This window comes from Kribbella sp. NPDC004138, from assembly GCF_053603655.1.
In genome coordinates this window covers 222,455-235,079 of record NZ_JBSGFZ010000009.1, presented here as the reverse complement: position 1 = coordinate 235,079, position 12,625 = coordinate 222,455, and the positions used below count along the sequence as shown (strand labels likewise).

Below are 12,625 nucleotides of genomic sequence, written 5' to 3'. Positions count from 1 at the left end.
ACTCGGTTGCCACCGAAACTACCGGCTCCCACAACCGTCCTCCATGGGTGATCCGCCGGAACTGTCCCTGGCGTCAGGCACACTAGGAGAATGCCTGAGTTGCCGGAGGTCGAGTCGCTGGCCGTGTTCCTGCGGGAGCGAGCGGTCGGGCATGCCTTCGTGCGGGCCGACATCACGGCGATCAGCGCGCTGAAGACCTACGACCCGCCGATCTCGGCGATGGTGGGGCTGCTGATCGACGACGTGCAGCGGCACGGGAAGTTCCTGGACATCTCCGCGCAGGGCGTGCACCTGGTGATCCACCTGGCGCGGGCCGGGTGGCTGCGCTGGAAAGAGGAGCAGAACACCGGGCTCGTGCGCCCCGGCAAGGGGCCGATCGCGCTCCGGACCGTGCTGGACGACGGCTCCGGGTTCGACCTGACCGAGGCCGGCACCCAGAAGAAGCTCGCGGTGTATGTCGTGCGCGACGTCGCCGAGGTCCCGGGCATCGCCCGGCTCGGCCCCGACCCGTTCACGCTCTCGCTGGATGACTTCGGCGAGATCCTCAAGCGCGCGGGTAGGGTGCAGCTGAAGGGCGTCCTGCGGAACCAGTCCGTCATCGCCGGGATCGGCAACGCCTACTCGGACGAGATCCTGCATGTCGCGAAGATGAGCCCGTTCAAACCCGCGTCGAACCTGTCCGACGACGAGCTCAAGGTGCTGTACGACGCGATGCGCGAAACCCTCCAGGACGCCGTCGACCGCTCCGCGGGCCTCGCCGTGCAGGACCTGAAGTCGGAGAAGAAGTCCGGGCTGCGCGTGCACGGCCGCAAGGGCGAGAAGTGCCCGGTCTGCGGCGACATCGTCCGCGAGGTCAGCTTCGCCGACTCCTCCCTGCAGTACTGCGCGACCTGCCAGACCGGTGGCAAACCGCTGGCCGACCGAAGGCTGTCGAAGCTGCTCAAGTAGGTTCCCGGCCATGCGGAAGATCTACGTGGCAGCGCACGTCTACATGATTCTGGGGCTGATCAGCGGGCTGTACTACCGCGAGCTCACCAAGCTGAACGACTTCACCGGCGACACCCAGCTCAGCGTCGTCCACACGCACATCCTGGCGTTGGGCATGCTGTTCTTCCTGGTCGTGCTTGCGCTGGAGAAGCTGTTCACCCTGACCGCGGGCAAGCTGTTCGCCGCGTTCTTCTGGGTCTACAACGCCGGCCTCGCGCTGACCGTCGGGATGATGCTCCTCCGCGGCACGCTGACCGTGCTGGGCCACCAGACCGGTGCCGCGCTGGACGGCATCTCCGGCCTGGGCCACATCACCATCACCCTCGGCCTGATTTTCTTCTTCGTGAACCTCGGCAAGTGCCTGCCTGCCAAGGAGAAGGCCGACGCGGTCGAGGTCAGCTAGCACCGCCCGCGGCCGGCGTACTCGGATGGGCTGAGACAGGAAACGGTAGGCGGGGACAGGGTATTACCTGTCTCAGGACGCCGTTTCTTGTCTCAGGTCCAGCATCCGAGGATCGGGCGCAGCGCGGGTCAACCCAGGGCGACGAGGTACGGCGACGACGCCGAGCGGCGGCCCGCGTCCAGGCGAACCAGGAGCTCGTGTGTACCCGCCGGACCCGCGACCCGCGTCACCCAGCTGACCGACCGGCCCGGATCGAGCCCGTCGAACGTCCACGCCTGGTCGGTCGCCGACCAGCCCGCCGGCAGCGGCAGCTCGACCTCACCGCACGCCGGCGTCCGGCCGAAGTTCGTCACCACGACGGTGAGCTCGTCACGGCCCGGGTGGATCGAGGCCAGCACCGTGCCGACCGGCGCCACGAGCACCCGCCGTACGCCGGCCGGCACCGGCAGCGCGACGACGCGTCGCTCCGGCATCGGGAACGGGCCGATCGTGGTCCTGGTCAGCTGGTGACCGGTCACGCCGTACCGTCGGCCGGCCAGCCGGATCTGATGCCGGCTGTCCGGTTCGGCCAGGCCGATGAACCGGACGGCGACATCGGTGGCGCGGCGGGCGACGAGGTGCGCCGGCGTACCGGTCGGGGTCAGGTCCCAGACGCCGTCAGCGTTCGCGGTGACGGTGTCCGGCGGGACGATCCGCAGCTTGCCCTGCAACGCGACGCGGACGACCGGCGGCTCACCGGCCTCCGGCAGGCGGACAACCAGGTCGTCGCCGTCGCGCCGCCAGGTCAGCGCCTTGCCGCTGTGGTCCTCGACAACGTGCCGCGGAGTGGTGGCCAGGCCCGGGAGGCGCACCTCGTGATCGGGCGGGCGGCACGCGATCCGGAGCAGCAGCAGCTCACGGCTCCGCAGGATCGCCTCTCCCCAGGGTTGCGGCTCGAACTCCCCCGGGATGCCCTGAATCAGTTCCACCGCGGCCTCCCTTTGAGCCACGGTTCCGAAATCCGCTGCCCGGTGTCAACGCTTTATCCGGACTGCGGCTACCGCCTTCCGGATCCGGCCACTGGTCGGGCCCCGCCGGTCTGACATGCTGGGGCGCATGTTCCGGAACCAGGAGATTCCTTCGGTCGTGGTGGCTGAGCTCGACGACGACCTGCTCGCGGAGGCGTTCGTACTCGACGTACGGGAGCCGGACGAGTGGGACCGCGGCCACATCGAGGGCGCCACGCACATCCCGCTCGGCGAGCTGCAGCAGCGCGTCGGCGAGGTGCCGCTGGACCAGAAGGTGCTCTGCGTGTGTGCGGTCGGCGGCCGGTCCGGCATGGCCACCCAGTTCCTGAACCAGCTCGGCCGCGAGGCGATCAACCTCGACGGCGGCATGCACGCCTGGCAGGTCTCCGGTCGCCCGGTGGCCACCAGTTGACACATTGAGAAGAAAACCTTCCACACGGTGACTGCAGGCGTTACTTTGTCACCGGTCGGTTGACCGGCGTACACCTGCGGCTCACGAGGCGGTCGGGTGCGCGGCGTCGGATGACCGCGTCCGTCCACCGTGGGGAGGCTCCTGTGTCGCTCATCCGTCCCTTGACCACAGCGATCGGCGTAGGTGGCCTGCTCGCCGGGGTGCTCGTCAGCCCGGCGCTCGGCAAGACCGCGGCCGCGGGCATCCCGGACGCCGCGATCGCCGAGAACGGCGTCCTGACGTCACGCGTCGACAGCCCGGTCGCGCCCGGCGTCAACTACACGTCGTTCGAGCGGCTCGACCCGAAGGGCTGGCAGCGCGGCGACATCCTCGACACCGACCTGGACCAGCACGGCGTGACCGTCGACCTGGTCAACTCCGGCAAGGTGTCGGGCGGGCAGCCGCTCAGTCAGCAGCTGGCGAGCAAAGGCGCGATCGCGGGTGTCAACGGCGACTTCTTCGACATCAACGACACGACAGCGCCGCTGGGCGTCGGGGTCGAGTCCGGCAAGCTGCTGAACGCTCCCGCCGCCGGCCACAACGACACCGCGGTGATCGGCAAGGACGGCCTCGGCAAGGTCGCCCAGCTGTTCCTGCAGGGCACAGCGACCGACGGCGCCACCACGCTCGAGCTGACCAACCTCAATTCGCCGACCGTCACCACCGGCGGTATCGGCCTCTACACCCCGGAGTGGGGCGACGCGGCCCGGACCAGGACCGTGGACGGCCTGTCCACCGTCCGCGAGGTGATCCTTCGCGACGGTGTGGTCGTCTCCACCGCCACCACTCCGGCCACCACTGGGTTGGCAGCCGGCGAGCAGGCGCTGATCGGTCGCGAGGCCGGCGCCGACGCACTCGCCGCCTTCGCGGTCGGGGACAAGGTCACCGTCGCGTACGGCCTGCGCCCGGACGCCGGTGAGGTCGCGGCCGCCGTCAGCGGCAACTACCAGCTCGCGAAGGACGGTCAGGTCCCGGACACCGTGCCGGACGCCGACCTCGCGCCGCGGACCGCGATCGGGTTCGACGCCGACGGCAGCCGGATGATCCTGCTCACCGTCGACGGCCGGGCCACCGGTTCGCGAGGCCTGTCGCTGAAGGAGATGGGTCAGCTCATGATCAGCCTCGGCGCCGACGACGCGCTCAACCTGGACGGCGGCGGCTCCTCGACGATGCTGGCCAGGACGCCGGGTGCGGCCGCGCCGGAGGTCGTCAACGACCCGTCCGACGGCGGCGAGCGGCTCGTCCCGAACGGGCTCGGCCTGGTTCCGGTCAAGGGCTCCGGCCGCCTCAAGGGCTTCCGCGTCGAGGCCGTCGGTACGGCGGCGGCAGGCCCCGACACCGACATCTCTCGCAGCTCCCGCGTGCTCACCGGGCTGAGCCGTGTCCTGAGCGCCACCGGCCACGACGAGACCTACGCGCCCGCGACCGGTACGCCGTTCTGGTACGCCGGGAGCAATGTCCGCGTGGACCAGCACGGCGTGGTCACCGGCCGGCGCGCCGGCGACGTGATCGTCACCGCCGCCCGCGGCGCGGCCAACGGAAGGTTCCCGATGACAGTGCTCGGTACGCCGACCCGCCTGGCGCCCTCGACCCGGCAGGTCTCGCTCGCCGACTCCGCCGCCAAGGGCTTCTTCGAGGTCGACGGGTACGACGCCGACGGGTTCTCCACCTGGGTCGAGCCGCGCGACGTCAAGCTCAGCTACGACCCGGCGCTCGTGAAGATTGTTGCGAAGGGCAATGGCTTCGAGGTCAACGCGCTCGGCGACGAGGCCGTCTCGGCCGTGGTGACCGCGACCGTCGGCTCGCTCAGCACCCAGCTCAGCGTCACGGCCGGTCTGACTGCCACCGTGGTCGACGAACTCGACGACGTCACCAAGTGGGCGGCCAACGCCGTACCGGCCGGCAAGGCGACCGCATCGCTGTCGGCGGCGGAAGGACACGACGGCGGGCAAGCGGTCGCGCTCGACTACTCGCTGACGGGCAGCACCGCCACCCGCGCGGCGTACCTCTCGCAGAACCCGCAGCAGACGCTGCCGGGTCAGCCGCAGAAGCTCGGCGCCTGGGTGTACGGCGACGGCAAGGGCGCGTGGTTGCGGGCCAACGCCTACGACGCGGCCGGCGGTACGGCGCAGACGCTCAACCTGGCCGCCACGGTCGACTGGACCGGCTGGAAGTACGTCGAGGCCGACATCCCGCCCGGGCTGACGATGCCGCTGCGGTTCTGGCGCATCTACGTGGTCGAGACCTCGCCGACCCGGCAGTACTCGGGCCGGATCGTCGTCGACGACCTGACCCTCCGCAGCGCGCCGCCGGTCACGATGGACCCGCCCGCGAAGGTGATCGACCCGATGGTCGTCACCGACGGGACCGTGACGACGGCCGGCCGCTGGCGGTTCGCGGTGATGTCGGACGCGCAGTTCACCTCCGACGACCCGAACTCGGACTACGTGAAGCAGGCCCGCCGGACGATCCGCGAGGCGCTCGCGCAGCAGCCCGACTTCCTGGTGATCAACGGCGACTTCGTCGACCGTGCGTTCGGCCCGGACATCGCACTGGCCAAGCAGATCATCGACGAGGAAGTGGCCGGCAAGGTGCCGCTGCACTACGTGCCCGGCAACCACGAGACCTACGGCCCGGGTGACCTGTCCGAGTGGAAGAAGGTCTTCGGCAACGCGACCAGCACGTTCGACCACAAGGGCACCCGGTTCGTGCTGCGGGACTCGTCGCTCGGATCGCTGCGGGCCGGCGGGTTCGACCAGATCCTCGACCTGCGCAAGCAGCTCGACTCCGCCGCTTCCGACCGGTCGATCAGGAACGTGGTGGTGATGGCGCACCACCCGATCGACGACCCGTCGCCGACGCAGAACTCGCAGCTCGGTGACCGCAAGGAAGCGGCAATGATCGTGAAGTGGCTGGCCGACTTCCGGGCCTCGACCGGCAAGGGTGCGGCGTACATGGCGGCGCACGCGGGCACGTTCGCCGCGACCCGGACGGACGGCGTCCTGCTCCCGCTGACCGGCAACTCCGGCAAGAGCCCGGCTGCGGCACCGGACGCGGGTGGCTTCACCGGCTGGGCGCTGGTCGGCATCGCAGCCAACCCGTCGGCCCAGCCGTGGTTCCAGGTCGAGCTGCGAGCCCATGTCGACTCGCTCGAGCTGACTGCTCCTGAGAGCCTCAAGCGCGGTCAGTCGGCGCCCGCTTCCGCCACGGTCGTTCAGGAAGGTCGTCGAGTGCCGGTGTCCTTCCCTGTGTCGGCAGACTGGTGGGGCTCGTCGACACTGCACGTCGGCCCTGCCAAGACCGCTCCGTTCTGGGCAGTCGCTTCGTACGACCCGTCGACGGGCCAACTCACTGCGCTGCGCCCCGGCACGGCCCAGCTGGGTGTCACGGTCAACGAGGTCTCCAAGAGCGCGACCCTGCAGGTCGGTTGGTAGCGTCGCGGCGTGACTGACGTGGTGGTGCCGCAGCGACTGCGGAGCGGGGACCGGGTTGCTGTGGTGGCTCCGTCGGGCCGAGTGGACGCGGCCCGGCTCGATGCCGGCTTGGTCCATCTCAGGTCCTGGGGGCTCGAGGTGGACGTGATGCCGTCGGTACTGGCCGGGCACGAGCGGTTTGCGTACCTAGCGGCCGACGACAAGGCCCGGGCGCTCGACCTGCGCAACGCCTGGCTGGACCCGCGGTACGCTGCGGTGTTCTGTGCGCGTGGCGGGTACGGCGTGCAGCGGATGATCGAGTACGTCGACCTGGACGAGCTGGCCGCCGCACCGAAGTGGTTCGTCGGGTTCAGCGACATCACCGCGCTGCACGAGCCGCTGAACGCACGTGGTCTCGTGACTCTCCACGGTCCGATGGCTGCTGCTGTCGAGCAACTGGACACGGCTTTGGGACTCGAGCGGCTGCGGGCATTGCTGTTCGAGCTGGAGACCGTCACCGACCTGCTCGCCCCGGTCGGAGCGCGCACCGTGGTCGCGGGTGTTGCCGAGGGACCGCTGCGCGGCGGCAACTTGGCGATGCTGGCGTCCAGTGTCGGTACGCCGACGTACGCGCCCCCGGCTGGTGTCGTCGTACTCGAGGATGTCGACGAAGCCGGCTACCGGGTCGACAGGCTGCTCACGCAGCTGCTGCGCGCCGGGTGGTTCGACCAAGTGACCGGTGTGGTCGTGGGCGACTTCACCGGCACGCAGGATCCCGTCGAGGTAATTGCCGAGCGGCTCGAACCGCTCGGCGTACCGATGGTGGCGGGCGCGGCGATCGGGCACGAGGCGCTGAATCTCGCCGTACCGCTGGGGCTTCCGGTGCGGCTGGACGCGACCGCCGGTGTTCTCACCCCAGGTGGTCCCGCAGGAAGCTGAAGGCCTGCGGGTACGCGTCCAGGCGGTTCGTGAGCTTGGCCAGGCCGTGTCCCTCGTCCGGGTAGACCAGCAGCTGGCACGGGACGCCGCGCTTCGTCAGAGCGTCGGTGATCTGCTCTGCCTCCGACAACGGGACGCGGGGATCGTTCGCGCCGTGGATCACGAACAGCGGCGCCCGGATGTCGTCGACGCGACTGAGCGGACTCGCCTCCTGCAGGAACTCTCGGTCCGTCGCCAAGTAGCCGTACTCGCGCTCCCGCATCGACCGCCGGTAGTCCGACGTGTTCTCCAGGAACGTCACCAGCGAAGCGATCCCGACGACGTCCACGCCGGCCGCCCACAGATCCGGCTGGAACGCGACACCGGCCAGCACCATGTAGCCGCCGTACGAACCGCCCCAGAGCGCCGCACGCTTCGGGTCGGCGTCGATCGTCGGCAGCCAGGCGTTGATCGCAGCCAGGTCCTTCACCGAGTCCAGCCGCAACAGACGGTCGTCCAGCGAGTACCAGCGCTTGCCGTAACCGGCCGAGCCGCGCACGTTCGGTACGACGACGGTGTGTCCTTCGCCGGCCAGCGCCGAGATGATCGGGCTCCAGATCCGCATCGCGGCACCTTCCGGGCCGCCGTGCACGTGGACCACCGTGGACCCGAGGTTCTCGCCGGTCGGCCGGAACACGAACACCGGCACCTGCTCGCCGTCGAAGGACGGAACCCGCAGGCTCTCCGGATGCGGCAGCTCGACCGGCACCTCCACCGGACGGAGTGCGGTCAGCTCACCGCCCGGGACGAACCGGTACACGGTCGGCGGAATCACCGGGGAGTTGTAGGTGATCGCCGCGAACGTGCCGTCCGGCGACCAGATCGGGTCCGGCGTGGCCATCGTCAGGGCCGCACAGCCGCCCGCCGGCAGGTCGAGCGCCGCGAGCGCTGCGCCGTCGTCCAGCTGGTGCAGCTTGAGCCCGACTTCGCCATCCTCCAGTACGCCGACCAGCAGGTGCTCGCCGTTCGGTGAGGGCCACCCGGCGAGGTCACGGGCGTCGTCCACCAGCAGATCGCTCCACGCCGCGTCGCTCACGTCGTACCGGCGGATCGCCATCCGGTCGCGGTCGGCGTTGCTCGACACCAAGAACGCGGACGAGTCCGGCAGCCATGCGACCGGGCCCTGGTCGTTGTGCGCGTCCTCCGCGGTGAGCTCGACGACTGATCGGCTCGAGGTGTCGACCAAGAGCAGCTGCATCGAGTTCGCGGGGCTGCTCGCCTTCGACAGCACGACCCACTTGTCGTCCGGCGACGGGTCGACGCCCATCACCCAGCCGCCGCCGTCGTACAGGACGGTCTCGCGGCCACTGGTGAGGTCGCGCGCGACGAGGTCGAAGTCCACGCCGTTGCGACGGTTCGTGGTGTAGAGCACGCGGTCGGGCCGGGCCGCGACCAGGCGGTGGATGTACTCGCTGTCGTGCACCAGCGGGGTCAGTGCGGGCAGACCGGGTTCGTCGAGGTCGAGCAGGGACAGCTGACCGCGCTCGTCGCCGCCCGCGTCGTGTTCGACGACGACGCGGCTGCTGCCGGGCACGAACCGGGCGCCGCGGCACGTGTCGTCAAGATCGGTCAGCGCACGCCAGGTGCCGTCGGGAGCGACCTCGTTGACCTGGCGGGTGCCGGTGCCGTCGTACAGCACCAGCATCCGGCCCTCGTCGTCGATGTCGAGAGCCATGGACGTGGGCAGCGAGAAGAGCGTCGTCAGCAACACGCCTTCATCCTCACACGACAAGGGGTGTCCGACAGGTCCACTGCCGAACACCCCGCTGGTCATCGGTCGCCGTGCCAGGAGTGCCAGAGTGCGGCGTACGCGCCCTGGGCGTCGACCAGTTCGTCGTGGCCGCCGAGCTCGACGATCTTGCCGTCCTCGACGACGGCGATCACGTCGGCATCGTGCGCGGTGTGCAGCCGGTGTGCGATCGCCACCACGGTCCGGCCCTCCAGCACGGTCGCCAGCGACCGCTCCAGGTGCCGGGCCGCCCGCGGGTCCATCAACGAGGTCGCCTCGTCCAGGACCAGGGTATGCGGGTCGGCGAGAACCAGTCGGGCCAGTGCGACCTGCTGCGCCTGGGCCGGCGTCAGCGAGACCCCACCGGAGCCCACTTCGGTGTCCAGCCCGTCGTCGAACCCGGCGACCCAGCCGTCCGCGTCCACCGACCGCAGCGCCGCCCACAGGTCCGCGTCGGACGCGTCCTGCCGGGCGAGCCGCAGGTTGTCGCGCACGCTGCCCACGAACACGTGGTGCTCCTGGTTGACCAGGGCAACATGACTACGGACCTGCTCGGCAGACATCCGGTCGAGCGCCGCACCGCCCAAGGTGATGTCACCGACGCGCGGCGAGTAGATGCCGGCCAGCAACCGGCCCAGCGTCGACTTGCCCGCACCGGACGGCCCGACGAGCGCCACCCGGGCGCCCGGCTCGACCGTCAACGTGACACCGTGCAGGACGTCGCGGCCCTCCAGGTACCCGAAGCGGACGTCGTCGGCCAGCACGGTCCGCCCGTCCGGCTCGGCCTCGCTTGCCGCCGCGGCGGTCTCGACCTCACGGACGCCGACCAGCCGCGCCAGCGACACCTGCGCGACCTGGAGCTCGTCGTACCAGCGGATCATCATGTTGACCGGCTCGACGAGCATCTGGATGTACAGCGCACCTGTGGTCAGTGCACCGACGGTCAGCCAGCCCTGGATCGCGAAACCGCCGCCGATGACGAGCACGGCCGCCAGCGCGACCGTGTGGGTCATGTTGATCACCGGGAACAGGATCATCCGCAGGTACAGCGTGTACCGCTCCCAGGCGACCCACTGACCGATCCGGGTGTCACCCAGCTCGATCCGGCGGCCACCGAGCCGGTGCGACTCGACGGTGCGGCCCGCGTCGACCGTCTCGGCCAGCGCCGAGGCGACCGCGGCGTACCCGGCCGCCTCCGACCGGTACGCCTTCGGGGCGCGCTTGAAGTACCAACGGCCGCCGATGATCAAGATCGGCGCCGCGATCACCACCGCCACGGCCAGCGCGGGCGCCGTCACGATCAGCGCGCCGATCAGCAGGGACGCCCAGATGATCGCGATCGTCAGCTGCGGTACGGCGTCGCGCATCGCGTGCGACAGCCGGTCGATGTCCGTGGTGATCCGGGACAGCAGGTCACCGGTGCCGGCGCGCTCGAGCACACCGGGCGGCAAGCCGACCGCGCGGATCAGGAAGTCCTCGCGCAGGTCCGCGAGCATCTCCTCGCCGAGCACCGCGCCGCGCAGCCGGGTCAGCCGCACGAACACCGTCTGCACCGCCAGTGCGAGGACGAAGCCGATCACGACGTACGGCAGGTTGACGTCGGTGTGGCCCTCGGACAGCTTCTGCACGACGTTGCCGAGCAGCCACGGCCCGACCATGCCGCTCAGCGCTGCCACCGCGTTGACCAGCGTCAGCCACAGGAACTGACGCCGGTGCCGGCGGAACAGTGTCTTGATGTAGGCACGCACCGTCGCGCCGCTGGCCACTGGGAGGCGCACTACCTCCTGTGGGGCTGCGGGGTCGTACTCCGGGCTCCTGCGCGAGCGGAGCGAGCGCAGCAATCGGTACCTCACGCTGACTCCTCGAACGTTGGCTCTTCTTCACGGGTCACAACGGCCCTGTACCGCGCGTTGGTGTGCAGGAGCTCGTGGTGCGTGCCGACCGCGTCGACGCGGCCCTCCGGCACGAACACGACCCGCTCCGCCCGGTCCAGCATCAAAGGACTGGACGTGAACACCACCGTGGTCCGGCCGGCACGCAGCAGCTGCAGACCGTCCGCGATCCGCGCCTCGGTGTGCGCGTCGACCGCACTGGTCGGCTCGTCGAGCACCAGCACCTGCGGGTCGACGTACAGCGAACGCGCCAGCGCCACCCGCTGCCGCTGACCGCCGGACAGGGACCTGCCGCGCTCGGTCAGCACGGCCTTCATGGCGTCGGACTCACCAGCAGGCAGCGTCTGCCGCAGCACGTCGAGGATGTCCTCGCACTGCGCTGCGTCCAGGGCTGTCTCGGGTGAGACCGCACCACTCGCCGGCACGTCGAACAACTCCCGCACCGTCCCCGACAACAGCACCGGGTCCTTGTCCTGCACCAGGACGACGGTGCGCGCGGACTCGAGCGGGAGGTCGTCCAGTGCGACACCGTCGAGCAGGACGGAGGCCTCGTCGGTGGCGGACGGGCTGTGGCCACCCAGCCGGTCGGCCAGCAGACCACCGGCGTCCGGGTTGCCGCAGACGACCGCAGTGAAGCTTCCGGCCGGGACGTTCAGCCCGGTGACCGGGTCGAGCAGGTCGCCCTCCGGCAGCTGGGCCGCGGACGTCCCCTTGGTCTCGTCGGTCCGCTGCAGCGACAGCACGCGCGCGGCCCGGCGCGCCGACACCTTCGAGAAGATGAACGCGCTCGCCGTCTCCTCGAACGTGTGCAGCGGAACCAGCATGAACGTGATGAACCCGTACGTCGTGACCAGCTCGCCGACCGAGATCCGGCCCTGGGTAACCAGCCGGACGCCCATCCAGACGACGACCACCAGGAACAGACCGAACAGCAGCACCTGCAGGGCCGCGATCAGCGACCACATCCGGGCACTGCGCACCGCGCTGCTCCGGTACTGCTGCGACGCCTCGCGGTAGCGCTGCAGGAACAGCTGCTCACCACCGATGCCGCGCAGCACGCGAAGACCGGCGACGGTGTCGGCGGCGAGCTCGGTGGCCCGGCCGCCCTTGGCCCGCTGCTCGTCCGCGCGGCGCTCCGCGGGACCCATCAGCGGCACGATCGAGAACGCGAGCACCGGTACGGCGATCGCGACGACGAGGCCGAGCTGCGGTTCGTACAGCAGCAGACCGATGACGACCGCGAAGCAGGTCAGCAGCGCGGCCACGAAGCGGCCCAGGACCTCGACGAACCAGCCGATCTTCTCGACGTCGCCGCTGCTCACGGCGACCACCTCGCCGGCCGCGATCCGGCGGGTCAGCAACGAGCCCAGCTCCGCGGCCTTGCGGAACAGCAGTTGCTGCAGGCGCGACGCGGTGCTGATCCAGTTCGTCACCACGGCCTTGTGGAAGAACGAGTCGGCGCCGGCCTTGGCCGCGCCGAAGGCCAGCAGCAGCGCGCCGGCCAGGATCAGCTTGGGCCAGGACAGGTCGATCGCCGCCTGCACGGCGAGACCGACGGCGACCGGAGCGGCGGCGATACCGCCGAAGTAGACCAGTCCCCAGAACACTGCGAGGACTTGCCCCCGCAGTTGCTGGTGCTCCAGCCAGATGATGAGTCGGAGGCCGGATCGGGTGTCCGGCACACCCGGATCGGCGAACGGAATGAGGCGCAAGGACATGACGTCTCACAAAGAGGCATAGAAGGATTGGAAGAAGGCACCTGACC

9 protein-coding genes are annotated in these 12,625 nt (G+C 70.1%); 5 read left to right on the top strand and 4 right to left on the bottom strand.

The genetic code is table 11. The annotated features are described in order from the left end of the window. Positions 1 to 90: 90 nt before the first annotated feature. Positions 91 to 948, top strand: coding sequence for a DNA-formamidopyrimidine glycosylase family protein (locus tag ACWEOO_RS15520; protein ID WP_363706928.1), 858 nt, complete (start codon positions 91 to 93; stop codon positions 946 to 948). Positions 949 to 958: 10 nt separating this feature from the next. Then, positions 959 to 1,390: a DUF2871 domain-containing protein gene (locus ACWEOO_RS15515; RefSeq protein WP_452143520.1), complete on the top strand. Its 432-nt coding sequence runs from the start codon at positions 959 to 961 to the stop codon at positions 1,388 to 1,390. Between the two features lie 128 nt (positions 1,391 to 1,518). On the opposite strand, the gene ACWEOO_RS15510 is transcribed toward ACWEOO_RS15515, so the two are convergent. Continuing rightward, on the bottom strand, positions 1,519 to 2,358 hold the full coding sequence (locus ACWEOO_RS15510; RefSeq protein WP_452143519.1) for a hypothetical protein: 840 nt from the start codon (positions 2,356 to 2,358) through the stop codon (positions 1,519 to 1,521). 127 nt (positions 2,359 to 2,485) lie between these two features. Between ACWEOO_RS15510 and ACWEOO_RS15505 the strand changes: the two genes are divergently transcribed. The 3 genes from ACWEOO_RS15505 (at position 2,486) to ACWEOO_RS15495 (ending at position 7,200) form a co-directional block, all read left to right on the top strand. After that, positions 2,486 to 2,809 carry a rhodanese-like domain-containing protein gene (locus tag ACWEOO_RS15505; protein WP_355693428.1) on the top strand — a complete coding sequence of 108 codons (324 nt, stop codon included), beginning with the start codon at positions 2,486 to 2,488 and terminating at the stop codon, positions 2,807 to 2,809. A gap of 143 nt (positions 2,810 to 2,952) precedes the next feature. Further along, complete coding sequence (locus tag ACWEOO_RS15500; RefSeq protein WP_452143518.1) at positions 2,953 to 6,282, top strand: phosphodiester glycosidase family protein; 3,330 nt, start codon at positions 2,953 to 2,955, stop codon at positions 6,280 to 6,282. 9 nt (positions 6,283 to 6,291) lie between these two features. After that, positions 6,292 to 7,200 (top strand): S66 peptidase family protein, encoded by a 909-nt coding sequence (locus ACWEOO_RS15495; RefSeq protein ID WP_452143517.1) that lies wholly within the window; start codon positions 6,292 to 6,294, stop codon positions 7,198 to 7,200. Here the strand turns inward: ACWEOO_RS15495 and ACWEOO_RS15490 are convergent. Genes ACWEOO_RS15490 through ACWEOO_RS15480 form a run of 3 tightly spaced genes read right to left on the bottom strand, consistent with a single transcriptional unit; the run spans position 7,172 to position 12,578 of the window. After that, positions 7,172 to 8,950, bottom strand: coding sequence for a S9 family peptidase (locus ACWEOO_RS15490; RefSeq protein ID WP_452143516.1), 1,779 nt, complete (start codon positions 8,948 to 8,950; stop codon positions 7,172 to 7,174). The genes ACWEOO_RS15495 and ACWEOO_RS15490 overlap by 29 nt on opposite strands. Before the next feature lie 59 nt (positions 8,951 to 9,009). Further along, the gene (locus ACWEOO_RS15485; protein WP_452143515.1) at positions 9,010 to 10,821 is read right to left on the bottom strand and encodes an ABC transporter ATP-binding protein; all 1,812 of its coding nucleotides are present in this window, start codon (positions 10,819 to 10,821) and stop codon (positions 9,010 to 9,012) included. Next, complete coding sequence (locus ACWEOO_RS15480; RefSeq protein ID WP_452143514.1) at positions 10,818 to 12,578, bottom strand: ABC transporter transmembrane domain-containing protein; 1,761 nt, start codon at positions 12,576 to 12,578, stop codon at positions 10,818 to 10,820. The genes ACWEOO_RS15485 and ACWEOO_RS15480 overlap by 4 nt, the downstream gene beginning before the upstream one ends. Positions 12,579 to 12,625 lie beyond the last annotated feature (47 nt).